The organism is Streptomyces sp. NPDC001606 (assembly GCF_053596835.1).
Window position 1 is genome coordinate 312002 of sequence record NZ_JBSFHC010000004.1, and the last position, 24810, is coordinate 336811.

The following is a 24810-nucleotide window of genomic DNA, read 5'->3' on the forward strand; positions in this document are numbered from 1 at the left end:
GCCACCGGCCGGCCCCGCTGTCAGGCGGCCTGATCGAACACGGCCGCGAAGCGCCTGGCCTCGGCGGCCGTGTCCGCGCCGATGTCCGGGCGGGCGAGCAGCAGCTCCACGATCTCCCGCCCGGGGCGCTGCCCCGAGGTGGCCAGGATGATCTCCTGGTTCTCCCGGAGCCAGCGCAGCGCGTGCTCCTCGGCCGCCCGGAGCTGCTCCGCCGCCAGCAGGTCCAGCGGCAGCAGCGACCTCAGCACCAGCCGTGCCTTGAAGTGCGGCATGTGCAGCCCGAGCCACTGGAGGGACCAGCCCACCACCGAGCCGAGCCGCTCGGCCGGGAAGGTGCGGACCCGGAGCAGGGCGTCCAGGTAGAAGCAGATCTCGAAGCCCGTGGGGTCGGGGCGGACCTGGTCGTGGGTGAGCCCGGCCAGCGGTTCGGCGACATGCCAGGGGATGTCGCTGCGGGCCAGCAGGGACTTCAGCAGCCGGGGCGCGCTGACCTCCCCGAGATGGGTCGCGCTCCAGCGCACGGCGCAGCCCGCGATGGTCTCCATCTGCTCCGGTGTGAGGTCGGAGCGTTCGAGGAGGGGTTCCAGCACGAGCTGGACGTCATGCCCGGACCGTTCGTCGGTCACCCAGTCCCGGGAGTGGCCGACCAGCCGGGCGAGATCGGCCGCCGTGGGCCAGCGCGACGCGTTGAGCCGATGGAGCACGTCCGTCGCCTGCGGGGTGCCGCCGTGCAGCTCCAGCCAGCGCAGGGCGGTGCGTACCGTCTTCCGTCCCTCCTCCGGTGCCATGTGCCGCTTGAGCAGCGTCTTGAGGACGAACTGCGCCTCGTGCAGCAGGGCGTGACGCTGCATCCAGCGTTCGGTGTGCTCCAGCGCGGTCGCGGCCTGGGCCGGGCTGAGATCCTCGCGCATCAGCAGCCCGCGCAGCACCAGACGTGCCTGGGGCGTGTCCCCCTGCTGCCCGAGCCACCGTTCCGCCGTGGCGACGGCACGGCTGTGCATGGCGCCGGCGAGGCGGCGCCGGGTGAGGACCCGGTTGAGATGGTGCGCGCTGTCCGGATCGGTGAAGTGCGCGTCGACCCGGTCCAGCACGAGCGCGGCGAGCGAGTCGAACTCCTCCTGGGACAGGCCCTTCTGACTCAGCAGGGCGCCGACCAGGTCCAGGCTCGGAAGCCCGTCCCCGCTCTGCCGCAGATGCGCGACGGCGTCGGCGATCGAGTCCCCGGCCGCGGCGCTGCGCCCCTGCGCCCTGACCTTCGCGGCGTGGACGGCGGCGAGCTTGACGTGCCCGGGGTTCTTCTCCAGCCAGGTGGAGGCCGCTTCCAGGGTGATGGTCAGCTGCTCGTCGGTGATGTCGGGCCGCCCCAGCAGATCGGCCAGGAGCAGGCCGGCCAGGTGGTGCTCGCAGTGCGTGGCGCCCCAGACCGTGGCGAGCTCGACCGCGGTGCGGGTGTCGGTCTCGTTCAGGTCCTCGCGCCGCAGCAGGGCACGCACCGTGCGCTCCGAACGGTAGGTGTCCAGATGCTCCCGCGCCCAGGACAGCGCACGGCTCACCGCCTGTTCGACCTCCTGCTCGGTGAGGTCGTGGCGGAAGAGCAGGTTGCCGAGGATGCGGCTGGACAGCAGGACGTCGCTCTGGTGCTGCTCTATCCAGCCGAGGGAGAGGCCGAAGACGGTGCGCAGCTGCGGGCCGTCCATCTCCCAGCCGTTGAGCAGGTGTTGCAGGACGAAACCCGCCCCCTCCTCATCGCCGTGCCCGGTCAGCCAGCGCACCGCCTTGGCGACCGTCTGCGGGACGGCGGCCGCCGGCAGATCGGTCCGGGCGAGGAGCGCGGCGAGGACCCAGCTGCTGCCGGTCTCTGACTGGTGTCCGTCGAGCCAGGAGAGCGCGGTGGCGGACGCCCGGGCGACCGTGTCGGCGGTCAGCCCCTGGCGTTCGAGCAGCGCGCCGATGACATGGCTCGCCGAACTGCCGTCCCCGTGTGCCGCGAGCCAGTCGAGCGCCGCCGCGACATGCCGTTCGGCGTCCTGGGCGGACACGTCGCGCTGCCGCAGCAGCCGTACCAGGGCGTAGCTGTTGTCCTCGTCGTGGGGCTGGCCCTGGAGCCGCTGCTCCGCGTAGCCCGTCGCCATGCCGCGTTCGTCGGGGGTGAGGCCGTGGCACTCGAGCAGCGAGTTGATGAGGCGGTCGGCCTGGTGGGCCAGCGCGTGCAGCCCCAGCCAGTGGTCGGCGTGGGCCACGAAGCGCCGGGTCTCCGCCGGTGTCAGGTCCGGCCTTTCGATGACGACGCGGATGAAAAAGTCGGCGGCGGAGTCCGCTGCGTGCTGGTCCAGCCACTCGTCGGCGAGCCGGACCGCGCGGTCGCGTTCCGCCTCGGTGAGGTCCCGCCGTCTGAGCAGCACGTCCAGCACATAGGTCCAGTCGGACTCCTTGGGCTGCTCCTCGGTCCACAGGATGCCCCGCCGTACGGCGGAGCGAAGCTCCTCGCCGGCGAGGTCCTCGCGGGCGAGCAGCTTGCTGAGCACATGGCTGGCGTCCTGGCGGGTGCCGTACAGGTCGAGCCAGTCGTCGGCCCAGGCGAGGACCTTCCGGGTCTCCTCGGGGTTGGCTCCGGGCTGGCCGACCAGAGGGCTGATCACATGGCTCGCCTCGGGCGTGAGACCGTTCTTGTCGAGCCATTCCCCGGCCCGCAGGGCGGTCTGCCGCCGCACGGCGGGGACGAGGTCGTCGCGGGCGAGCAGCTTGGACAGCACATGGCTCGCCTCGTGCAGGGTGCCGTGTTCCCGCAGCCACGGGCCGGTGCGGCTGATGGCCAGGTGCGCGTCCTTCTGCGGCAACGTGGGGTGTTCGAGCAGCTTGCCGAGCACCTGCGCGGCCTCGCGCTTGCCGCCGTGGTACACCAGCCACCGGCCGGCGGCGGCGAAGACGCGCTGCTCCTGCTGCCGGGTCAGATCCCTGCGGGCCAGGATCCTGGTGAGCAGGACACCGGCCTCGGCGAGCTGGCAGTTGTTCTCCAGCCACTGCACGGCCGCCTGGATCACCTCGGCGAGGAACTCCGTGCTGACCTCCTCGCGGTCGAGGAGGATGCTCAGCACATAGCCGCCCTCGCGCCGCCGGCTGTAGGTCTCCAGCCACTGGAGCGCGGTGGGCACCAGGCGCCGGGCGGCGGCCACGGGCAGGTTCTTGATCCCGCGGCGCAGCACATGGCGGGCGTTGACGGTACCGCCGTACTCCTCCATCCAGGGGTCGACGATCGCCTGCCAGTGCTCCACCAGGGGGCCGGCCCACGGGGGTCCGGAGCAGATCGCGCCGAGCGCGTAGCCGCCGACGTCGGGGTCGCGCTGCATGACCTGGCCGATGGTGGACGCGTTCGCGGCGAACCAGTCCGAGAGACAGTCGCGGACCTCCGTGTCGCGTTTGCGGAGCGCGAGGTCGTTCAGCTGGCGGGCGAGGTTCGTCGAGTAGCGGCCGATGGTGCGGGGTTCCGTGAAACAGCCGGACAGCAGGTCGTAGGTGCGCCCTTGGTCGACCGTCATGCCGTCCGGCAGGATCACCGACTCGACCAGCTGGTCGCAGACGATGTCGTGCGCCACCTCCAGGTGCCCGTCCCCGTCGCCTTCCAGCCAGCCGAGGCCGACCAGGGCCGTCAGGACGGTCTCGGCGCGGGCGGCGCCGCCCGGCTGCGCGGCGAGCGCGGTGGCCGCCGCGTCCAGCACCGCGGGCCGGGCCTGCGGACAGGCGGCCGCGGCCGCAGCGGCGGCGACCAGCTCGTCCGAGGCGTGCACGCCGTCCAGGGAAGACTTGGCGGCGGGCACGGTGAGCGCGTCCTCGCGCAGCCGCGCATGGAGCCATCGGGCCAGCTCGGTGCCTTCCCGTACGCCCGCGAGATCGGGCTGGGGGATGCGGTCCCGGGCACGGCGTTCGAGTTCGCAGGCGATGAGCAGCGCGAGGATGGGGCGGCGCCCGCACAGCTGCCGCATGCGCTCCGGGCCGATGTCGGCCATGGCGGTCGGGGCGAGCTGGTGGAGGGCCTGGTCCGCGACCAGCCGCAGGAACTCCTCGTCCTGCCGCAGATGCACCTCGCCGAAGAAGGACCGCAGCCGCGCCCGGTGCTGTTGCAGCCAGCCCGGCCGCACCGACGCCAGGAAGACCACCGAGATGCCCTCGCGGGCGGCATCGGGCAGCAGGCGGCCCTTGACGGCCTCCAGGTCGAGCGGTGACTCCCCTTCCCGCTCGGCCAGGAACAGGTTCAGGTAGTCCAGTACGACGAGGACGTCCCGCGAGTCGGCCTGGACCGCCCGTGCGATGTCCTCGGTGAGGGACGGCGAGCCGCCCGGCCGGACGTGCAGCACCCGCCAGCCGGCCTCCTGGGCCAGCCGGCCCACCTCGATGCCGGTACGGGTCTTCCCGGTGCCCGCCTGCCCGACGAGCAGCAGGCCGTCGTCGTTGCCGTCCAGGATGCGGTCCCAGATCCGGCGGGGGTCGGCCTCGTGGTCGGTGCCGGGGAAGACGAAGGGCAGATGGTCGGAGATGAGGTTCTTCTTGAACCCGGTCAGACCGGCCAGCAGGTCGTCCTGGTCGACGACGGCGGCGAGGGGGTCGGTGTCGCCGGTGATGTTCCGTGGCTTGACCCTGACGCCGTCGCTCTTCAGGACGGCCGCGAACTCGGGGTCGTCTTCGCAGGCCCGGGCGATCGGCTCGGCGGTGAGGCTGCCCGGTCCGGCCGGGGTCTGGCGGTGGGTCTGGACCCCGACGAGCCAGCGCTCCTCCGCGGTGAAGAACGCGGCTCCCGACATGCCCTTCCAGGGATCGGGCCCGGTCAGAACGGGTGCGTCCGTGGTGGCGATGTCCAGGTGGCCGGACTTCAGGTTCGAGCCGAGCCGGACGACGCCGTGCACCTCGACGTTGCCGCGCCCGGGGAGACCGGGGATCTCCTCCCGGCGGGCGTGCCGGGGAAAGCCGTTGCCGAACACCTTCACCGTGCCGGGCCCCGAGGGGAGGCAGCCGAAGGTGACCGCCGGCAGGCCGGGCAGGGGATCACGCAGCCGGAGGAGCGCCAGGTCCTGTGTCTTCGAACGCCATGCCACGTCGGCGGGGAGCCGCTCCGCGGAGCCGCCGAGCATGACGCTGATGGTGCGCGGTCTTCCGGTGTCCGTCTTCCGGAGCAGATGCTCGGCCGTCAGCACCAGACTCTTGGTGATGAGGAACCCCGAGCCGTAGTCGCCGTCCCCGCCCTGCTGTACGAGGATCTCCGCGACGCGAGCCGTGTAGTCGATGCGACCCCCCATGTGCTGCTCCCCTACGCGAGCAGGTCGGAGACGTCGTCACCGGTGAGCACGGTGGTCGGCTGCCCGTGCTCGTCGTACGTCTCGGCGCTCAGCCGCAGCTTGATCACATGGGTGCGGGTGTTCTTGCTCCCGCCGGAGGCCTCCCCGGAGAGCACCCAGAACTTCACCCCGCCCTTGGCCTGCTTCGTCTTCTCGACGGCGACCTGGAGCTCCAGGTCGAGGGATTCGATGCGGAACCGTACGTCCTTGCCGTCGGCCTCGTCCCGGGCGGTCTCGATCTCGGATCGCAGGGACGCGAGAAGGTCGGAGAGTTCGATGTCCATGGTGGCCTCCAGGCATGCCGAGGGCGGTGACCGGCGCGGCGGGTTCGGCGGATGTCACTGACATTACGTCAATTCTCCGGAAAAGAGCGGAGGTTGGCGATGCTGCTCGTTCCGTCCGGGGTGGGCGTGCAGTGTATGCGAGCGTGCCAGGGGCATGAAAGTCCCTCATGCCTGACCCTTTCGTCGCAGGTCGCGGTGGCAGACTGGGAGGCCTGCCGTGTGATCGTCGACCCCCGGAGCGCCGGCGTGGATCAGTTGGCCCTGTTGTTCGTGCTGCTGCTCGGGGCGCTGGTGAGCGTCCCGGTGGGAGACCGGTTCGGGGTGCCGGCTCCGGTGCTGATGACGCTGTTCGGCGGGGTGCTGGCGGTGGCCGACTTCGTGCCCAACGTGGACATCCCGCCCGAGCTGATCCTGCCCGGGCTGCTGCCGCCGCTGCTCTACGCGGCCGTACGGCGCACCTCCTGGCGGCAGTTCACGGCAAACAAGCGTCCGATCTTCCTGCTGGCCGTCGCGCTGGTGTTCGTCACGACGGTGTGCGTGGCGGTCGTCGCCGCGGCGATCGTGCCGGGGCTGCCGATCGCCGCGGCCGTGGCGCTCGGCGCCCTGGTCGCTCCGCCCGACCCGGTCGCGGCGACCAGCGTCGCCGGTCAGCTCGGACTGCCGCGCCGCCTGGTGTCGATCCTGGAGGGCGAGGGGCTCTTCAACGACGTCACGGCCATCGTGCTGTACCACGTGGCGATCGCCGCCGTGGTGAGCGGCACCTTCTCGCCCTGGCGGGCCGGCCTGGACCTGGTGCTGTCCGCCGTCGTCGCGGTGGGCGTGGGGCTGGTGCTCGGCTGGGGCGCGAACCGGCTGATGAACCTGCTGGGCGATCCCACCCTCCAGATCGGCATGACGCTGCTGGTGCCGTACGCCTCCTATGTGCTCGCGGAGAAGCTGCACGGCTCCGGGGTGCTCGCCGTGCTCACCACGGCCCTCTTCCTCGCCGAGTACTCCAGCGACGCCGACGACGTGATGACCCGGCTGGCCGGGCACACCTTCTGGGACATCATCGACACCCTCGTCACGGGCGTCGCCTTCGGGCTGATCGGCCTGGAGCTGCACAACGCCGTCAACACGGCCCGGGGCCGCTGGGGCGAGCTGCTGGGGTGGGCGGCGACCGTGGTCGCGGTGGTGGTCGTCGTACGGCTGCTGTGGCTGCTGCCGGCCACCTGGCTGACCAAACGGCTGCACGCCCTGCGGGACTACGACGAGGAGATCCCGATGAGCTGGCGGGAGACCGTGGTGATGTGGTGGTCCGGGATGCGCGGGGTGGCGTCGGTGGCGCTGGCCCTGGCGATCCCGTTGCGGACCGACGCGGGTGCCCCCTTCCCGCAGCGGGACGTCCTCGTCTTCATCGCCTTCGGGGTGATCATCGCCACGCTGGTGCTCCAGGGGCTGACCCTGCCGTGGCTGGTGCGGCGGCTCGGGGTGCGGGCCGACTCCGAGCGGGAGAAGGAGTTCGAGAAGGAGCTGGCGGTGCGGGCCGCGAAGGCGGCGAAGCGCAGGCTGCGGGAGATCGAGCAGGTGGAGGAGTTGCCCGAGGACCTGTCCGAGCAGATGCTGCGGCGGGCCTACGACATCGGGATCCGGATCAGCCCGGACATGGGGGAGGAGGAGCGGCGGGACGCCCAGCACCAGCGGGCCAGGCGGCTGAAGCGGATCCGCCGCATCCAGGGGGAGATGCTGAGCGCGGCCCGGCACGAGGTGCTGGCGGCGCGCAGCGAGCCGGGGGCGGACCCGGAGATCGTGGACCGGGTGCTCCGCCATCTCGACGTGCGCTCGCTGCGGTGATCCGGACGGCGTCTCCCGTGGCCGGTCAGGAGGTGCGGCGGGCGCGGGGTATGTCCGCCCGCTTGTGCAGGGGGACCGTGTCCAAGGCCCGGTGGGGTACCGGGGTGGTGGTGACGCGGGGCAGGGCGTACGGGTGGTGTTCCGCCAGCCAGGTGATCATCTCCTCGCGGACCGTGACCCGTGCCGTCCAGATGTCGTCGGCGTCCTTGGCGGTCACCAGCGCGCGGACCTGGATGGTGGTCGGCGTGGTGTCCGTCACCACCAGGCCGTAGGCCCGTCCGTCCCAGGCCGGGCAGGAGCGCAGGATGTCGCGCAGCTTCTCGCGCATCGCCTCGATGGGCGCGCTGTGGTCGAGGTGCCAGTAGACGATGCCGGTCATCTGCGGGGTGCCCCGGGACCAGTTCTCGAAGGGCTTGGAGGTGAAGTACGACACCGGCATGGTGATCCGGCGCTCGTCCCAGGTCCGTACGGTCAGGAAGGTCAGGGTGATCTCCTCCACCGTGCCCCACTCGCCGTCCACGACGACCGTGTCGCCGATGCGGACCATGTCGCCGAAGGCGATCTGCAACCCCGCGAACAGGTTGGACAGCGTCGACTGGGCCGCGACACCGGCGACGATGCCGACGATGCCGGCGGAGGCCAGCAGCGAGGCACCGGCCGCGCGCATCTCCGGGAAGGTCAGCAGCATCGCGGCGATCGCGACGACGGCGACCGTCGCCGACACCACCCGCATGATCAGCTCCACCTGCGTGCGCACCCGGCGGACCCGGGCGGCGTCCCGGTGGGCGCGCGCATAACGGCTGTAGCTGGTCTCCACGACCGCCGCGGCGATCCGGATCACCAGCCAGGCGGCGGAACCGATCAGCACCAGGGTCAGCGACCGGCCGATGCCCGCCTGGTGCTGCTCCAGCAGCTTCGTCTGGTCGTAGGAGCCGCGCAGCATGGCGGCGCACAGGACCAGCTGGTACGGGATCCGGCCGCGGCGCAGCAGTCCCCACAACGGGGTGTCGGGGCGGGCCGCGTCGGCCTTGCGCAGCAGTCGGTCGGTGAGCCAGCCGACGGCCACGGTGATCAGCACCGAGCCGCCGAGGACGACGAGAGGTCGGAGCAGGTTCTCCATGTCTGCGCGTCTAACCCGCCTCCGCGGGGCATGAACATGTGACTTCGGCGGCGTGCGGGGTACGGCGGCACCGGCACTGTCGTACCCGGCTGGCACCATGGCCTCATGAACATCATGCTCTTTCACTCCACCTACGGACTCAGGCCCGCGGTGCGCGAGGCCGCCGACCTGTTGCGCCGGGCGGGCCACGAGGTGTGGACGCCCGACCTCTTCGAGGGGCGGACCTTCGACACGGTCGAGGACGGCATGGAGTTCAACAAGGGCATCGGCAAGGAGGAGCTGCTGAAGCGGGCGGTGCTGGCGGCGGCGCCCTACTCCGACCGCGGGCTGGTGTACGCGGGCTTCTCGCTCGGCGCCTCCATCGCGCAGACCCTCGCCCTCGGCGACGACAAGGCGCGCGGCCTGCTGCTTCTGCACGGCACGTCGGACATCGCCGAGACCGCGCAGGTGGACGGGCTGCCGGTGCAGCTGCATGTGGCCGAGCCGGACCCGTTCGAGACGGACGACTGGCTGACCGCCTGGTACCTCCAGATGGGCCGGATCGGCGCCGACGTGGAGATCCACCGGTACGCGGGCGCCGGCCACCTGTACACGGACCCCGGCCTGCCGGACTACGACCGCGAGGCCGCCGAGGCCACCTGGCGGGTGGCGCTCGGCTTCCTCGACGAACTCCGGTCGGCGTAGCGGCGGGCCGCCCTCGGGGGCCGTGCCCCGGCCGGGGCTACACCGGGTCGTAGCTCCGCTCGACCTTCTGCGTGCCGCTGCGGGTGCGGTAGGAACGCTCCCAGCGGGAGGTCGCGTTCGGGTCGGTGCGGTCGGACAGGACGTAGTAGTCCATCTGCACCCGGGCGGCGGTGACGTCCAGGACGCCGTAGCCGTGCCGGTCGGTGTCCACCCAGTGGACGTGCCGGTTGGCGGCCTCGATGAGCGGCGCGGCGACCGCGGAGACGGTGCCCTCCGGGACCTTCACCATGTCGTCGAGGTTGTCGGAGGTCACCGAGGTGATCACGAACTCGGTGGCCGCCGACGCCGACAGCGGATAGGTGCCCGCGTCCACCGGCACGTCGTTGGCCCAGGACATGTGGATGTCGCCGGTCAGGAAGACGGTGTTGCCGATGGCGTTCGAGCGCAGGTGGTCGAGGAGTTCGCGTCGGTCGTGGGTGTAGCCGTCCCACTGGTCGGTGTTGACGCCTATGCCGTCCTGCGGCAGGCCGAGCAGCTTGGCGAGCGGCTTGAGCAGGTCGGCGGAGAGGGAGCCGATGACGAACGGCGCGATCATCACCGAGTTGCCGACCAGCCGCCAGCTGGTGTCGGACGCCTTCAGGCCCGCCTTCAGCCAGTCGAGCTGGGCGCGGCCGGTCATCGTCCGGTTCGGGTCGTCCACCGAGCCGCTGCCCGTGGCCGCCTGCTGGGAGCGGAAGGAGCGCAGGTCCAGCAGGGAGAGGTCGGCGAGCTTGCCGAAGCGCAGCCGCCGGTAGGTGGTGCCCTCGATCGCCGGGCGGACCGGCATCCACTCGAAGTAGGCCTGCTTGGCGGCCGCCTGCCGGGCCGCCCAGGTGCCCTCGGCGCCCTCGGTGTGGTTGACCGCGCCGCCCGACCAGGCGTTGTCGGCGAACTCGTGGTCGTCCCAGATCGCGATGACCGGGGCCTTCAGATGCAGCGCCTGGAGATCGGGGTCGGTCTTGTGCTTGGCGTGCCGGATCCGGTAGTCGGCCAGTGTGATGATCTCGTTGGCGGGCTCGTGCGGCCGCACGACCGTGCCGCGGTGCGCGTACTCGCCGGACTTGTACTCGTAGATGTAGTCGCCGAGGTGCAGCCAGGCGTCCAGGTCATTGCGGGCGGCGAGGTGGCGGTAGGCGGAGAAGTAGCCCGCCTCCCAGTTGGCGCAGGTCGCCACGCCGAAGCGCAGGCCGGCCACGTCCGCGTCGGCCGCCGGAGCGGTGCGGGTGCGCCCCACCGGGGAGTCGGTTCCGCCGGCCGAGAAGCGGAACCAGTAGTCGGTGGCCGGCCGCAGGCCGCGGATGTCCGCCTTCACGGTGTGGTCGGCGGCGGCCGTCGCGGTGGTGGAGCCCTTGGCGACGATGTCCGTCAGCGCCTTGTCCCGGGCGACGACCCAGCTGACCTCGGTGTCCGGGCCGATCCCTGAGCCGGGGACCGCCTCCGGAACCGGGGTCACCCGGGTCCACAGCAGAATGCCGTCGGGCAGCGGATCGCCGGAGGCGACGCCGTGCAGGAAGGCCGGGGCGTCGGAGGCGGCGCGCGCCGGGAGCGCCGCGGCCAGCGGGCCGGCCAGGACAGCGGTCGCCGCCGCGGCCTTGACGACCGTACGGCGGCGGGGAAAGCGGGATCCGAGGGCCTCGGGCGCCTCGGATGATCTGTATCGACTGGTCACGAGTGATCAGGTTACTGATCAGTATGAACGAGAGCGGGCGAACATCGAAAGTTCGCCCGCTCTTCATCCGAGGGCCGGCTGCGGCCGGTGTCAGCCCTTGAGGGCCGCGTCCACCACCTGGCGGTACTTGTCCACCGTCAGCAGCGGCTTGCCGCCGTTGAGCTGCTTGCCGTCCATGACGAAGGTCGGGGTGCCGCTCACGCCGTCCTTGTTGTCGTCGAAGGTCTTGGACATGCGCATCGCCCAGGCGTCGTAGGTGCCCTTCTTGACCGCGTCCTGGAACTTCGCGTTGTTCTTGAGCGCGGGGACCGTGTCGGCGACCTTGAGCAGGTAGCTGTCGTCCTTGAACGTGTCCGTGGTCTCGTTCGGGTGCCACTTCGCCGAGTACAGGGCGCTCTTGTACTCCATGAACGCCTCCGGGCTGACGTTCAGCGCGGCGCCCAGGGCGCTCAGCGCGTTCTTCGAGCCCTCGCCGTTGTCGTGCAGGTCGATGAAGGTCGCGCCGACGTACTGGAACTTGTACTTGCCGTCGTCGATGTCCTTCTTCAGGGTCGACCCGACGGTCTGCTCGAACTGGGCGCACACCGGGCAGCGCGGGTCCTCGTAGATCTTGAGGGTCTTCTTGGCGCTCGCCTTGCCGATGACGACCGTGGTGCCGTTCTCGCCGGAGGTGTTGGCCGGCGCGACGACCTTGGCGGTCTTCATGCTCTCCCAGTAGGTGGGCTTGTTGGCCTGGAGGACGGCGTAGCCGATGCCGCCGGCCGCGGCGAGCACGGCCACGACCGAGGCGGCCACGATCACCTGCCGCTTCGTCTTGTCGCGCTTGGCCTGGCGCTCGCGCTCCTGGCGCAGCCGCTCCCGGGCCGCCGTCTTCGCCGTCTGGCTGTTCCGCTTGCTCATGGTGGTGATCTCCGTGTGGGACGCGCACATGCCGTACGCGGGATACGTGTGGGGACTTGGTCGTGCTCAGGCGAAGGCCGGTGAGCACGGCGGTCCCCGGCGTCCCAGGGAGTGCGCGAGGAGCCGGTCGCGGGCCACCGCCGGTCGCGGGGCCGGGCGGAGCGGCGGCCCCGCCGGAAGGCGCCGGACCCGAACCGCGGCGACCGCCAGCAGCAGTGGCCGGAAGGTGCCGGCGGCGACCGCCCGCAGCAGCTGGGCCAGCGCCCGCTCGCCCCGGCGCAGCCAGGCCGCGGCCAGCAGGCCCACCCCGACGTGCGCGGCGAGCAGCAGCCAGGCCGCGGCCGGGCCGCCCTGGGTCACCAGGGCGGTCGCGCGGTCCGTGCCGCCGGCCATCTGCGCCAGCGGGGTGCCCACCCGGCCCGCGCACAGCACGTCGAAGCCGAAGGCGTGCAGCGTCCCGGCGACCGGGCCGCCGGTACGGCCGTAGCAGGCCTGCTGGCCGGTGGTGAAGACGGTGTCGGCGGCCAGCTCCAGCGGCACCAGCAGGGCCGCGATCCGGCCGAAGCCGCGCTCGCGGCCGGCCAGCGCGTACGCGGTGCCGAAGACCCCCGCCGCCACCGCCGCCACCGTCACCAGCGGCAGCGGCGACCGGGACAGCAGCACGTGCGACGCGGTGCCGATGGTCACGACGAAGGCCGTGAACAGCGCCGCGCGCACGGCTCTGAGGTGGGTCCCGGATATGTCCATAGCGAGAGAAGAGTCTGTCACGGAGGCGGTTAACGACCCCTAAAGGGTGCCTATGAGACCGCGCAAATCACAGCCCCGGAATCCGGCCGTTGCGGAACAGGTCCACGAAGATGTGGTGGTCCGCACGCGCGCGTGCCCCGTAGCTGTGCGCGAAGTCCACCAGGAGCGGGGCGAAGCCGTCCTCGTCGGCGGCGATCGCCGCGTCGATGGCCCGCTCGGTGGAGAACGGCACCAGGGACTCGCCGGACTGGTCGTCCGCCGCCGCGTGCATGGTCGCCGTGGCCCGGCCCAGGTCGGCCACGACCTGCGCGATCTCCTCGGGGTCGTCGATGTCGCCCCAGTCCAGGTCCACCGCGTACGGCGAGACCTCGGCGACCAGCTGGCCGGCGCCGTCCAGCTCGGTCCAGCCCAGCCACGGGTCGGCGTGCGCCTGGAGGGCGCGCTGGGAGATCACCGTGCGGTGACCCTCGTGCTGGAAGTACCCCGCGATGGCCGGGTCCGTGATGTGCCGGGAGACGGCCGGGGTCTGGGCCTGCTTGATGTAGATCACGACGTCGTTCTCCAGGGCGTCGCTGTGCCCCTCCAGCAGGATGTTGTACGACGGCAGGCCCGCCGAGCCTATGCCCACGCCCCGGCGGCCCACGACGTCCTTCACCCGGTAGGAGTCGGGGCGGGCCAGCGAGGAGTCGGGCAGCGTCTCCAGATAGCCGTCGAAGGCCGCCAGGACCTTGTAGCGGGTCGCCGCGTCCAGCTCGACGGAGCCGCCGCCCGGCGCGAAGCGGCGCTCGAAGTCCCGGATCTCGGTCATCGAGTCCAGCAGCTCGAAACGGGTCAGCGAACGGGCGGTGCGCAGCGCGCCCAGCAGCGGGCCCTCGGCGGTGTCCAGCGTGAACGGCGGCAGCTCGTCGCTCTTGGCGCCGGTGGCCAGCGCGTGGATCCGCTCGCGGTACGCGCCCGCGTAGATCCGCACCAGCTCGGTGATCTGCTCGTCACTGAGCGCCTTCGCGTACCCCACCAGCGCGATCGAGGCCGAGAAGCGCTTCAGGTCCCAGGTGAACGGGCCGACGTAGGCCTCGTCGAAGTCGTTGACGTTGAAGACCAGGCGGCCGTCCGCGTCCATGTAGGTGCCGAAGTTCTCCGCGTGCAGGTCGCCGTGGATCCACACGCGCGAGGTGCGGTCGTCCAGGTACGGTCCGCCCCGCTTCTCCTGGTCGAGGTCGTGGTAGAAGAGGCACGCCGTGCCCCGGTAGAACGCGAACGCCGAGGCCGCCATCTTCCGGAACTTCACGCGGAACGCGGCCGGGTCGGCGGCCAGGAGCCGTCCGAAGGCGGTGTCGAAGACGGCGAGGATCTCCTCGCCGCGCTGCTCGTCGCTGAGCTGGGTGATCGACATCGCGGGGTGCCTCCTGGTGCATGTACGTGTACGACAGCGTTTCTGCCGTCTCCAACGGGCGACGCCGCTGGGGAGTGCCCGGTTCCCGTGGGACGGTACGTGTGGAAGCGCCGCGTGTGTCAGTGCCGAGGCATAGACTTCGACGCTGTCCACCCGTTCCCCCTGGAGGCCCGAACCGTGTCAAAGCCGCCCTTCACGCACCTGCACGTCCACACCCAGTACTCGCTGCTGGACGGTGCCGCGCGGCTCAAGGACATGTTCAACGCGTGCAACGAGATGGGCATGACGCACATCGCCATGTCCGACCACGGCAACCTGCACGGGGCGTATGACTTCTTTCACTCCGCGAAGAAGGCCGGGATCACCCCGATCATCGGGATCGAGGCGTATGTCGCCCCCGAGTCCCGGCGCAACAAGCGCAAGATCCTCTGGGGCCAGCCGCACCAGAAGCGCGACGACGTCTCCGGTTCCGGTGGTTACACCCACAAGACGATGTGGGCGGTGAACAGGACCGGCCTGCACAACCTCTTCCGGCTCTCCTCCGACGCCTACGCCGAGGGCTGGCTCCAGAAGTGGCCCCGGATGGACAAGGAGACCATCGCCCAGTGGTCCGAGGGCATCGTCGCCTCCACCGGCTGCCCCTCCGGCGAGGTGCAGACCCGGCTGCGCCTCGGCCACTTCGACGAGGCCCTCAAGGCCGCCGCCGAGTACCAGGACATCTTCGGCAAGGACAAGTACTTCCTGGAGCTGATGGACCACGGCATCGAGATCGAGCGCCGGGTCCGGGACGGCCTGCTGGAGATCGGCAAGAAGCTCGGCATCCCCCCGCTGGTCACCAACGACTCGCACTACACCTACGCGCACGAGGCGGGGGCGCACGACGCCCTGCTGTGCATCCAGACCGGCAAGAACCTCTCCGACCCGGACCGCTTCAAGTTCGACGGCACCGGCTACTACCTGAAGTCCACGGACGAGATGTACGCCATCGACTCCTCGGACGCCTGGCAGGAGGGCTGCGCCAACACGCTCCTCGTCGCCGAGATGGTCGACACCACCGGCATGTTCGAGAAGCGCGACCTCATGCCCAAGTTCGACATCCCGGAGGGCTACACCGAGGTCACCTGGTTCAAGGAGGAGGTCCGCCGCGGCATGGAGCGCCGCTACCCGGACGGCATCCCCGAGGACCGCCAGAAGCAGGCCGAGTACGAGATGGACACCATCATCTCGATGGGCTTCCCCGGCTACTTCCTCGTGGTCGCCGACTTCATCATGTGGGCCAAGAAGCAGGGCATCGCGGTCGGCCCCGGCCGAGGCTCCGCAGCCGGCTCGATCGTCGCCTACGCCCTGGGCATCACCGACCTCGACCCGATCCCGCACGGCCTGATCTTCGAGCGGTTCCTCAACCCCGAGCGCATCTCGATGCCCGATGTCGACATCGACTTCGACGAGCGCAGGCGCGTCGAGGTGATCCGGTACGTGACCGAGAAGTACGGCGCCGACAAGGTCGCCATGATCGGCACCTACGGCACCATCAAGGCCAAGAACGCGATCAAGGACTCGGCGCGCGTGCTGGGCTACCCGTACGCGATGGGCGACCGCATCACCAAGGCCATGCCCGCCGACGTCCTCGGCAAGGGCATCCCGCTGTCCGGCATCACCGACCCGAGCCACCCCCGCTACAGCGAGGCCGGCGAGGTCCGCGCGATGTACGAGAACGAGCCGGACGTGAAGAAGGTCATCGACACCGCGCGCGGTGTGGAGGGCCTGGTCCGGCAGATGGGCGTGCACGCCGCCGGCGTGATCATGTCCAGCGAGACCATCACCGAGCACGTCCCGGTCTGGGTCAGGCACACCGACGGGGTGACCATCACCCAGTGGGACTACCCGAGCTGTGAGTCGCTCGGCCTGCTGAAGATGGACTTCCTGGGCCTGCGCAACCTCACGATCATGGACGACGCCGTCAAGATGGTGAAGGCCAACAAGGGGATCGACATCGACCTCCTGGCCCTCCCGCTCGACGACCCCACGACCTTCGAGCTGCTCCAGCGCGGCGACACCCTCGGCGTCTTCCAGTTCGACGGCGGCCCGATGCGCTCGCTGCTGCGGCTGATGAAGCCGGACAACTTCGAAGACATCTCCGCCGTGTCGGCCCTGTACCGGCCGGGCCCGATGGGCATGAACTCCCACACGAACTACGCGCTGCGCAAGAACGGGCAGCAGGAGATCACGCCGATCCACCCGGAGCTGGAGGCGCCGCTCAAGGAGGTCCTGGACGTCACCTACGGCCTGATCGTCTACCAGGAGCAGGTGCAGAAGGCCGCCCAGATCATCGCGGGCTACTCGCTCGGCGAGGCCGACATCCTCCGCCGCGTGATGGGCAAGAAGAAGCCGGAGGAACTGGAGAAGAACTTCGTCATCTTCCAGGCCGGCGCACGCAAGAACGGCTACAGCGACGAGGCCATCCAGGCGCTGTGGGACGTGCTGGTCCCGTTCGCCGGCTACGCGTTCAACAAGGCGCACTCCGCCGCGTACGGCCTGGTCTCCTACTGGACCGCGTACCTCAAGGCGAACCACCCCGCCGAGTACATGGCCGCCCTGCTCACCTCCGTCAAGGACGACAAGGACAAGTCGGCGGTCTACCTCAACGAGTGCCGCCGCATGGGCATCCGGGTGCTCCCGCCGAACGTCAACGAGTCCGAGTCGAACTTCGCCGCCCAGGGCGACGACGTGATCCTCTTCGGCCTCTCCGCCGTCCGCAACGTCGGCACCAACGTCGTCGAGTCGATCATCAAGTGCCGCAAGGCCAAGGGGAAGTACACCTCCTTCCCGGACTACCTCGACAAGGTCGAGGCGGTGGTCTGCAACAAGCGCACCACGGAGTCGCTGATCAAGGCCGGCGCCTTCGACACCATGGGCCACACCCGCAAGGGGCTCATGGCGCAGTACGAGCCGATGATCGACAACGTGGTCGCGGTCAAGCGCAAGGAGGCCGAGGGCCAGTTCGACCTCTTCGGCGGCATGGGCGAGGAGAGCAGCGACGAGCCCGGCTTCGGACTCGACGTGCAGTTCACCGACGACGAGTGGGACAAGACCTATCTGCTCGCCCAGGAGCGGGAGATGCTCGGTCTGTACGTCTCCGACCACCCGCTCTTCGGCCTGGAGCACGTGCTGTCCGACAAGGCCGACGCCGGCATCGCCCAGCTCACCGGCGGCGAGCACGCCGACGGCGCGGTGGTCACCATCGGCGGCATCATCTCGGGCCTCCAGCGCAAGATGACCAAGCAGGGCAACGCCTGGGCGATCGCCACCGTCGAGGATCTCGCCGGCTCCATCGAGTGCATGTTCTTCCCGGCGACCTACCAGCTGGTCTCGACCCAACTGGTCGAGGACGCCGTGGTCTTCGTCAAGGGCCGGCTCGACAAGCGCGAGGACGTGCCGCGGCTCGTCGCCATGGAACTGATGGTCCCCGACCTGTCCAACGCGGGCACCAACGCGCCGGTGGTCCTCACCATCCCGGCGGTGAAGGTCACCCCGCCCATGGTCAGCCGGCTCGGGGAGATCCTCAGCCACCACAAGGGCGACAGCGAGGTCCGCATCAAGCTCCAGGGCCCGCGCAAGACCACCGTGCTGCGCCTGGACCGGCACCGGGTCAAGCCCGATCCGGCGCTCTTCGGCGATCTGAAGGTGCTGCTCGGCCCGTCCTGCCTCGCGGGCTGAAACCCCGGGTGAGATCAGGCAGAAGGGGCGCACCCGGTGCGGGTGCGCCCCTTCTGTGTGCCTGGGCTTCAACTGCCCTTTAGTTATGGCCGAAGCTCCGCTGCTTCTTGCGGGCGACATCCGAGGGGCTGCCCTGGATGTGCGACACCGCCGACTCGTGCGCCTCCGTCGAGCGCTGCGCGTGCTCCTGCGTGTGCTCGGTCTGCGACGCGCGGCTCTGCGGGCGATCCTGCTTGCGGTTCTTGTTCTTGGCCATGGTGATCTGCCTCCTGTGGGGGATCTAGGGGCCAGGACCGGGACCAGATTCACATACGCTGACATCAAGCGCATGTCGGATAATTACCGTGCGTCACAGGGGGCGTGGCCGCACCGGAACCCGCAAACGCCACGCCGAAGATCGAGTTCGGGCCGTGAACCCCAGCGCCGTCGGGCAGACTCGAAGGAAGTCCGAAGCAAAACCTCCCGGGAAGAGGGTGTGTCGCGTGGACCGCTGCATCGTCCTGGTGGATGCCGGCTATCTGCTGGGAGCCGCCGCCAGCCTCCTTGCCGGTGAGCCCTCGCGGTCCCGGATCACCGTCGACCACGCCGCGCTGATCCAGGCCCTGCGCGAACGCGCGGAGTCCGACACCGAGCGCCCGCTGCTGCGCATCTACTGGTTCGACGGCGCCCCCGACCGGGTCCCCCAACCGGAGCACCGGCGGCTGCGGGTGATGCCCCGGGTCACCGTGCGGCTCGGCGCCCTCACCCGCAGCGACGGCCGCTGGGCCCAGAAGGGTGTGGACGCGGCCATGCACGCCGAGCTGACCGAGCTGGCCCGCAACCGCGCCTGCTCCGATGTCGTGCTCGTCACCGGCGACGGCGATCTGCTGCCCGGCATGATGGCCGCCAAGGAGCACGGCGTCGCCGTCCACCTGTGGGCCGTCCAGGCCGCCGACGGCGACTACAACCAGTCCGAGGACCTGGTCGCCGAGGCCGACGAGCGGCGCGTGCTGGACCGGGCGTGGATCATCCAGGCCGTCCGCGCCAAGGAACTGACCGGTGTCTGCGCGCCGCCGCCCGCGCCCCGCCCGGAGATCGCCGCGATCCTGTCCGCGCCGCTGCCCGAGTCGGCGCTCAGTGCGGCACCGGAGCGGCCCGCCGAGCCGGTCGCCCGCCCCTCCGCTGCGGCCACGGCGGAGAACGGCGCCCAGGAGCGGGTGCCCGCTGCCAAGGGCGTACCGACCCCCAAGGACCTCGCCGCGCTGCGCGCGCCCGGCGCCCAGCCCGTGCAGCACCCGGCCACCGCGACCCTGCGCTGGTCCTCCGACAAGGGCTGGGTGGACCGGCCGCCCACCGCCGCGGAGCCGCCCGAGATCGCCTCCATGCCGACGCTGGCCCAGCTCACCACGGCCGAGCAGCGCTGGGCGGACCGGGAGGAGGACATCACCACCGTCGGCGGCGACCCCTACGAGGTGGGGCAGGTCTTCGCCCGCCGCTGGATCTCCCGGCTCGGCGACCAGAGCCAGCTGGCGAAGCTGTCGCAGATGTACCCGCGCATCCCGCACCGCATCGACGGGGAGCTGCTGCGGTACGCGGCCCGCTTCGGGCTGCTGGCCCACAAGGACGACCAGATCGACGAGCACGACCGGTACGCCATCCGGGCGGGCTTCTGGCGGGAGGTCGACGTCCCGGCGGCGGCCGAGCCGGCCGGTCCGGCGAGCGCGGGGGAGTGACGGCGCGCGCCGTCGCGGCGGGGCTCACCGGGCGGCGCCTGCCGGGACGACCGCGGGAGCGTCCCCCGGATACGGCCCCAAAGGCGAGTAAAGGGCTCCGACCCCGTACTCTCGTCCCTTGTGAGTACGCGCGCGGGACAGGCACTACGGCATGACGAGGTCGTACGCGTGCGCGGGCTCAGGAAGACCTATCCGGCCGTGAAGGGGCGCCGCGGCGCCCCCGGCACGCCGGAGGTGCGGGCCACCGACGGCGTCGACCTGGTGGTGCGGCGCGGGGAGATCTTCGGGCTGCTCGGGCCGAACGGCGCCGGCAAGTCCACTCTCGTACGGCAGCTCACCGGGCTGCTGCGGCCGGACGCCGGCAGCGTCGAGATCCTCGGCCACGACATCGTGAGGCACCCCGAGCGGGCCGCGCGGCTCCTCGCCTACCTCGGGCAGGAGTCCTCCGCGCTGGACGAGCTGACCGTGGCCCTCGCCGCCGAGACCACCGGGCGGCTGCGCGGTCTGGACGCACGGCGGGCCCGCGCCGAGCGGGACGCCGTGCTGGAGGAGCTGGGCCTCACCCCGATCGCCGGGCGGGCCTTGAAGAAGCTGTCCGGCGGCCAGCGCCGGCTCGCCTGCTTCGCCGCCGCCCTCGTCGGCGAGCGGCCGCTGCTGGTGCTGGACGAGCCGACCACCGGCATGGACCCGGTGGCCCGGCGCGCGGTCTGGGCGGCCGTCGACCGGCGGCGCGCCGAGCGCGGTACGACCGTGCTGCTGGTCACCCACAACGTCATCGAGGCCGAGACCGTCCTCGACCGGGTCGCCGTCGTCGACCAGGGCCGGGTCATCGCCTGCGACACCCCGGCCGGGCTGAAGGCGCAGGTCGCCGGCGAGGTACGGGTGGAGCTGGTGTGGCGGGAACGCGCGCCGCTGGACGTGCCCGAGGTCGCCGTCCTGCGCGAGCGCGCGGTGGAGTCCGGGCGGCGCTGGACGCTGCGCCTTGCGCCCGAGGAGGCCCGGGCCGCCGTCGCCACGGTGACCGGCGGGGCCGCGTTCGCCGCCCTGGACGACTTCACGCTCGCCACGCCCAGCCTGGAGGACGTCTATCTGGCGCTGGGCGGGGCGGCCCGGCAGGGGCTGGTGAAGGCATGAGCACACGGGCCGTGGAACGCGTACGGGTGGGCGGGAGTGCCGTGGGGAAGAGGAGCAGCTCGTCGTGAGTGTCGTACCCGCCGAGGTTCTGCCGGGCGGTGCCCGGACCGTGCCGGAGAGGGCGCCGGGCGCGGGCGCGGCCGAACTGGGGCCGCCGGCGCGGCTGTGGCCGTCCCTGGTGGCCGTCTACCGGGCGCAGCTGTCCCGCGCGCGCGTGGCGCGGATCCCGCTGCTGTTCGTGGCGACCTTCCAGTCCGTCGGCATCGCCGTGATGATGCGCGGTGTCGTCGACAACACCGGTGAGGCCCGGTCCGTGGTGGCGGGCTCCTCGGTGCTCGTCGTGGCCTATGTGGCGCTGAACCTGCTGTCGCAGTACTTCGGGCAGCTGCGGGCCAGCGGCGGGCTCGACCACTACGCCACGCTGCCGGTGCCGCCGGCCGCGGTGGTGCTGGGCGCGGCGGGGGCGTACGCCTCCTTCACGGTGCCGGGCACCCTGGTGACCGCCGTCTTCGGCTGCGTGCTGTTCGGGCTGCCGCTGTCAAACCTGTGGATCCTGGTCGCCGTCATCCCGCTCGCGGGTGCCGCGCTGTCCGGGCTCGGCGCGGCCTGCGGGCTGCTCGCGCCCCGGCCCGAGCTGGCCACGCTCCTCGGTCAGCTGGGCATGTCGGCGGCGCTGCTGCTGGGCGTGCTGCCCGCCGACCGGATGCCCGAACCCATCCGGCTGGCCAGGGATCTGCTGCCCTCGACGTACGGCGTGGAGGCCTACGCACGGACCTTCGGAGCGCATCCGGACTGGGCCGCCGTCCTCGCTGACCTGGGGGTGTGCGCGGGCGTGGGCGTGGTCTCGCTGGCCGTGGCGACCCGGGCCTACCGCAGGGCCGCCGTCCGGTGACGCGGCCCACAGGCCGACCTGGCACGATGTCAGGGTGACCGCACCGCTGACTCCGCCACCGCACGACCACTCCGCGCCCGACGTCCGGCAGGCGCCGCCGCCCGTGACGGCGCCGGGCACGGGCGGGTACGAACAGGACGGCCCCGGGATGAAGACCGAACTGCGAGACGCCGCCGTGATCACCGTGGCGGTGGCGCTGGGCGGGGTGCTGCTCGGGCTGCTGTGGTGGTGGCTCGCGCCGCACATACCGCTGGTCGGGGACGAGGTCGACAAGAGCTGGGTGGTCTACCTCAAGGACGGCGAGGGGGAGCAGGCGATCGGGGTGGACGGAACGTTCACCCTGCTGGCGCTGGGCTTCGGGTTCGTCAGCGCGGTCGTCGTGTTCCTGCTGAAGCGGCGCGGGGGTGTGCCGGCCGTGGTGGCCCTGGCCCTCGGCGGGCTGCTGGCCTCGGTGCTGGCGTGGCGGCTCGGGGTCTGGCTGGGCCCGGAGAAGGACGTACTGGCCCACGCCAGGGCCGTGGGCAAGGGCGTCACCTTCCCGGCCCCGCTGAAGCTCTCGGCAAAGGGGGCACTGCTGGCCTGGCCGATCGCCGCACTGCTGACACACCTCGCCCTGACCGCCCTGTTCACCCCCCGCGACCCCGAAGCCCCCTACCCGACCCCCCAGAGCCCCTACGGGACACCGCCGGCATAACCCGGATCCCGGCGCCGGGGCGGATGCGCCGGGATCCGGAGCCCATGGCTCCGGCCACGGTTCGACGGGCGGCCGGCCCGGGCGGACGCGCCGGTCCTGAGCCGCTGGGTCCACCCTCGGGGCCGACGTGCCGGCCCACGCCCCCCCGCTCGGCGTTCGGTGTGCCGGCCCGAGCCGATGCGCCAGCCTGGGGCCGCTGCCGGCCCCGGGATCAGCCCCGGCCGCCTTCGATGCGCCGGCCTGGGCCCATGCCCCACTCCGAGCCCATAACCGGCCCCGGCCCAGGCCCCGGACGGGGTTATGTGACGGTGTCTGGGTCAGGCGCGGCCGATGGGGGCGAGTACGGCGTCCGTCAGGGTCGCCAGGGTGGCCGGGGACAGTTCCACTTCCAGGCCTCGGCGGCCCGCCGACACGCAGATCGTCGGGTGGGCCTTCGCGGAGTCGTCCAGGACCGTTCTGAGCTTCTTGCGCTGGCCCAGCGGGGAGATGCCGCCGCGGACGTAGCCCGTGGTGCGTTCGGCGAGGGCGGGGTCGGCCATCGCCGCCCGCTTGCCGCCGACCGCCGCCGCGAGGGCCTTCAGATCGAGCGTGCCGGCCACCGGGACCACGCCGACCACCAGGGCGCCGTCCACCTCGGCCACCAGGGTCTTGAAGACCCGGTCGGGGGAGACGCCCATGGCCTCGGCGGCCTCCTCGCCGTAGGAGGGGTGGGACGGGTCGTGGTCGTAGGAGTGGACCGTGAAGTCCACGCCGGCCGCGGTCAGTGCCACGGTCGCGGGCGTGCCGCCGGACTGCTGCTGCTTCTTCGACTTCTTCGCCATCGGTGCGCGCGCGTTCCCTCAGTTCAGACTGGTCGGCGTCCGCGTCAGCTCGAACGCGGGCAGTGACGGCAGGGTACGGATGATCGACGTCTCGGCGCGCAGGAGTTTCAGCTCGTCCCGGAGCCGGGAGGCGGTGTCCGGCGCCTGGAGCAGCCGCTGCTTGGTCGGGATGTCGTGCACCATCGCCGCGGCCACCAGATACGACACCACGCTCGGGTCGTCGGGCAGCTCCGCACTGGTGGACAGCGACCGCTCCCGGGCGCCCGCCAGCCGCTTCTGGTACTGGCGGAAGGCCCGCAGCACCCCCTCGGCCAGCGCGCCCGCCTCGTCGCCCGGCTCCTCCGGCAGCTCCTCCACCTCCGCGGTCAGGAACGGGCCCGACGCGTCCACGGACCGCAGCCGCACCCGGGTGGTGCCGGTCGCCAGCACCTCGAAGGTGCCGCCAGTGCGTTCCCGGATGGTCGCCGCGTCCGCCACACACCCCACCCCGTGGAAGGCCTTGAGGGGGTCGGGCCCGAAACCGGCCGTCGGGCCCAGCTCGGGCTGGGCCGTGGGGTCCGGCATGCCGGGCGCGCTGGGTGCCACCTCGTGGCCGTCGCGGATGGCCACGACGGCGAACCGGCGCGGCTCGTCCTCGGGGGTCTTCAGCAGCTCGCGCATCATGGCGCGATAACGCTCCTCGAAGATGTTGAGCGGCAGCACGAGCCCGGGGAACAGCACCGAGTTCAGCGGAAAGAGCGGGAGGCGGGCGGTGGTCACGGCGCCCCAGCGTAGTCGGCACCGGCACCGGCGTGTCCGCCGCGCTCCCCGAGCGGACCGGAGCACACCGGGACGAGCCCGGGCGGAGCGGGCACGGAGGGCGCCGTCAGCAGATGTTCGCGCAGCCGCAGGAAGTGGCCGAGCGGGTCGTCGGAGAACCGGCCCCAGGGGAAGGACGTGGCGTACGGGCCGATCAGGCACAGCTGGCTGCGGGCCTCCAGCGGGCGGTCCAGGCGCAACAGGACGTAGAGCAGCTTGTTGCGGATCTCGGCCAGCCAGGGATCGGCCGCCGCGAACCGCCCGGACAGCTCGATCGCCCGGTCGGCCGCCGCGTGCAGCCGGGCGGACGGCACCCCCGGGTCGCGGCCGCCCGCGTGGCCGTCGGTCAGGCAGCCGAACGCCGCCCGGGCCGGCAGCGCCTGGACGAGCGAGTCGGCGGGCGCGTCCTGGGCGGCGCGCTCGGCGAAGTCCAGGCAGGCCCCGTGCGCACCGTGCGGGAAGGCGGCCAGGTAGCGCAGGGCGGCCACATGGCAGCCGTAATGGTGCGGGGCACGGCGTACGGCCGCCTCCCACAGCTCTTCGAAGTACCGGTGCCCGGCCCGCGAGCCACGCGCGTGGTCCAGCGCGATCCGCCAGGGCACCGGGTCCCGCTCGTCGGCGCGGGCGGCGTCGGTGATCAGCGGGCTCACCTCGCGCAGCAGCTCGGCCCGGGCCGGCGAGGACCAGACCCGGTCCACCGCGAGCTGGGCCGCGACCAGCAGCCCGCCGGGGTCGTCCGGGGCGGCGGCGCGCCAGTCCTGGAACCACTCCGGGCGCGAGCCGGCGAAGCCGGCCAGGCGGCGGACGTAGCGGTCGTGGTGCTCCCAGTCGGCGGCGGCGCGGGTCGCGGCCAGCAGCCGGGCCGCGGCGGCGTACTCGCCCTGGCCGGCCGCGACCAGGGCGGGTGAGAGGCGGTCGTCGGGTGCGTCGAGTACGACGTCGGGCGCGCCGGACCCGGACCGGTCCTCGGCCGGCGGCCGGCCGGTGGGACCTGCGGGGCGTTTGGCCATCCGAGTGGGGCGGATGAACGACGGGAGCAGTGCCAT

Annotated in this window: 18 protein-coding genes; 7 read left to right on the plus strand and 11 right to left on the minus strand. The window is 71.8% G+C overall.

The genetic code is table 11. The features are described 5' to 3' along the window. Nucleotides 1-20: 20 nt before the first annotated feature. Nucleotides 21-5288, minus strand: a complete 5268-nt coding sequence (locus ACWCV9_RS11155) for a trypsin-like peptidase domain-containing protein (protein WP_450785633.1) — start codon at nucleotides 5286-5288, stop codon at nucleotides 21-23. A gap of 11 nt (nucleotides 5289-5299) precedes the next feature. Beyond that, on the minus strand, nucleotides 5300-5611 hold the full coding sequence (locus ACWCV9_RS11160; RefSeq protein ID WP_450785634.1) for a trypco2 family protein: 312 nt from the start codon (nucleotides 5609-5611) through the stop codon (nucleotides 5300-5302). Nucleotides 5612-5857: 246 nt separating this feature from the next. Between ACWCV9_RS11160 and ACWCV9_RS11165 the strand changes: the two genes are divergently transcribed. Continuing rightward, nucleotides 5858-7444, plus strand: coding sequence for a Na+/H+ antiporter (locus ACWCV9_RS11165; protein ID WP_450785636.1), 1587 nt, complete (start codon nucleotides 5858-5860; stop codon nucleotides 7442-7444). A gap of 25 nt (nucleotides 7445-7469) precedes the next feature. Here ACWCV9_RS11165 and ACWCV9_RS11170 read toward each other — a convergent pair whose 3' ends face one another. Continuing rightward, nucleotides 7470-8564 (minus strand): mechanosensitive ion channel family protein, encoded by a 1095-nt coding sequence (locus ACWCV9_RS11170; protein WP_450785638.1) that lies wholly within the window; start codon nucleotides 8562-8564, stop codon nucleotides 7470-7472. 105 nt (nucleotides 8565-8669) lie between these two features. Between ACWCV9_RS11170 and ACWCV9_RS11175 the strand changes: the two genes are divergently transcribed. Beyond that, nucleotides 8670-9248, plus strand: a complete 579-nt coding sequence (locus ACWCV9_RS11175; protein WP_450785640.1) for a dienelactone hydrolase family protein — start codon at nucleotides 8670-8672, stop codon at nucleotides 9246-9248. Nucleotides 9249-9285: 37 nt separating this feature from the next. Here the strand turns inward: ACWCV9_RS11175 and ACWCV9_RS11180 are convergent, their stop codons facing one another. From ACWCV9_RS11180 to ACWCV9_RS11195, 4 genes are all read right to left on the minus strand, one after another. Beyond that, on the minus strand, nucleotides 9286-10956 hold the full coding sequence (locus tag ACWCV9_RS11180; protein ID WP_450785641.1) for an alkaline phosphatase D family protein: 1671 nt from the start codon (nucleotides 10954-10956) through the stop codon (nucleotides 9286-9288). Nucleotides 10957-11046: 90 nt separating this feature from the next. Further along, on the minus strand, nucleotides 11047-11856 hold the full coding sequence (locus ACWCV9_RS11185; protein ID WP_450785643.1) for a DsbA family protein: 810 nt from the start codon (nucleotides 11854-11856) through the stop codon (nucleotides 11047-11049). Between the two features lie 66 nt (nucleotides 11857-11922). Further along, complete coding sequence (locus tag ACWCV9_RS11190; protein WP_450785644.1) at nucleotides 11923-12603, minus strand: hypothetical protein; 681 nt, start codon at nucleotides 12601-12603, stop codon at nucleotides 11923-11925. A 67-nt stretch (nucleotides 12604-12670) separates the two neighbouring features. Further along, the gene (locus ACWCV9_RS11195; RefSeq protein WP_450785646.1) at nucleotides 12671-13996 is read right to left on the minus strand and encodes a DUF2252 domain-containing protein; all 1326 of its coding nucleotides are present in this window, start codon (nucleotides 13994-13996) and stop codon (nucleotides 12671-12673) included. 177 nt (nucleotides 13997-14173) lie between these two features. On the opposite strand from ACWCV9_RS11195, the gene dnaE reads away from it, so the two are divergent. After that, nucleotides 14174-17713 (plus strand): DNA polymerase III subunit alpha, encoded by a 3540-nt coding sequence (gene dnaE / locus ACWCV9_RS11200; RefSeq protein ID WP_450785648.1) that lies wholly within the window; start codon nucleotides 14174-14176, stop codon nucleotides 17711-17713. A 79-nt stretch (nucleotides 17714-17792) separates the two neighbouring features. On the opposite strand, the gene ACWCV9_RS11205 is transcribed toward dnaE, so the two are convergent. Further along, entirely contained in the window at nucleotides 17793-17969 is a 177-nt protein-coding gene (locus ACWCV9_RS11205; protein WP_450785650.1) for a hypothetical protein, read from the minus strand. Nucleotides 17970-18195: 226 nt separating this feature from the next. Between ACWCV9_RS11205 and ACWCV9_RS11210 the strand changes: the two genes are divergently transcribed. The 4 genes from ACWCV9_RS11210 (at nucleotide 18196) to ACWCV9_RS11225 (ending at nucleotide 22145) form a co-directional block, all read left to right on the plus strand. Continuing rightward, nucleotides 18196-19425 carry an NYN domain-containing protein gene (locus ACWCV9_RS11210; protein WP_450785652.1) on the plus strand — a complete coding sequence of 410 codons (1230 nt, stop codon included), beginning with the start codon at nucleotides 18196-18198 and terminating at the stop codon, nucleotides 19423-19425. Nucleotides 19426-19545: 120 nt separating this feature from the next. After that, nucleotides 19546-20559 (plus strand): ABC transporter ATP-binding protein, encoded by a 1014-nt coding sequence (locus ACWCV9_RS11215; protein ID WP_450785654.1) that lies wholly within the window; start codon nucleotides 19546-19548, stop codon nucleotides 20557-20559. Nucleotides 20560-20623: 64 nt separating this feature from the next. Further along, entirely contained in the window at nucleotides 20624-21451 is an 828-nt protein-coding gene (locus tag ACWCV9_RS11220; protein ID WP_450785656.1) for an ABC transporter permease, read from the plus strand. Nucleotides 21452-21485: 34 nt separating this feature from the next. Beyond that, entirely contained in the window at nucleotides 21486-22145 is a 660-nt protein-coding gene (locus ACWCV9_RS11225; RefSeq protein WP_450785658.1) for an AAA family ATPase, read from the plus strand. Between the two features lie 317 nt (nucleotides 22146-22462). Here the strand turns inward: ACWCV9_RS11225 and ybaK are convergent, their stop codons facing one another. From ybaK to ACWCV9_RS11240, 3 genes are read right to left on the minus strand one after another with little or no spacing between them, the layout of a single operon-like run. Further along, nucleotides 22463-22966, minus strand: a complete 504-nt coding sequence (gene ybaK / locus ACWCV9_RS11230) for a Cys-tRNA(Pro) deacylase (RefSeq protein ID WP_450785660.1) — start codon at nucleotides 22964-22966, stop codon at nucleotides 22463-22465. Nucleotides 22967-22984: 18 nt separating this feature from the next. Then, nucleotides 22985-23725, minus strand: a complete 741-nt coding sequence (locus ACWCV9_RS11235) for an LON peptidase substrate-binding domain-containing protein (RefSeq protein WP_450785661.1) — start codon at nucleotides 23723-23725, stop codon at nucleotides 22985-22987. Then, nucleotides 23722-24810, minus strand: coding sequence for a hypothetical protein (locus ACWCV9_RS11240; protein ID WP_450785663.1), 1089 nt, complete (start codon nucleotides 24808-24810; stop codon nucleotides 23722-23724). The genes ACWCV9_RS11235 and ACWCV9_RS11240 overlap by 4 nt, the downstream gene beginning before the upstream one ends.

Bases quoted from the DNA above. Each gene is read 5' to 3' on its own strand.
- ACWCV9_RS11155 (WP_450785633.1), bottom strand. From the start codon at position 5,288: ATGGGGGGTCGCATCGACTACACGGCTCGCGTCGCGGAGATCCTCGTA.
- ACWCV9_RS11160 (WP_450785634.1), bottom strand. From the start codon at position 5,611: ATGGACATCGAACTCTCCGACCTTCTCGCGTCCCTGCGATCCGAGATC.
- ACWCV9_RS11170 (WP_450785638.1), bottom strand. From the start codon at position 8,564: ATGGAGAACCTGCTCCGACCTCTCGTCGTCCTCGGCGGCTCGGTGCTG.
- ACWCV9_RS11175 (WP_450785640.1), top strand. From the start codon at position 8,670: ATGAACATCATGCTCTTTCACTCCACCTACGGACTCAGGCCCGCGGTG.
- ACWCV9_RS11185 (WP_450785643.1), bottom strand. From the start codon at position 11,856: ATGAGCAAGCGGAACAGCCAGACGGCGAAGACGGCGGCCCGGGAGCGG.
- ACWCV9_RS11190 (WP_450785644.1), bottom strand. From the start codon at position 12,603: ATGGACATATCCGGGACCCACCTCAGAGCCGTGCGCGCGGCGCTGTTC.
- ACWCV9_RS11195 (WP_450785646.1), bottom strand. From the start codon at position 13,996: ATGTCGATCACCCAGCTCAGCGACGAGCAGCGCGGCGAGGAGATCCTC.
- ACWCV9_RS11205 (WP_450785650.1), bottom strand. From the start codon at position 17,969: ATGGCCAAGAACAAGAACCGCAAGCAGGATCGCCCGCAGAGCCGCGCG.
- ybaK (WP_450785660.1), bottom strand. From the start codon at position 22,966: ATGGCGAAGAAGTCGAAGAAGCAGCAGCAGTCCGGCGGCACGCCCGCG.
- ACWCV9_RS11240 (WP_450785663.1), bottom strand. From the start codon at position 24,810: ATGGCACTGCTCCCGTCGTTCATCCGCCCCACTCGGATGGCCAAACGC.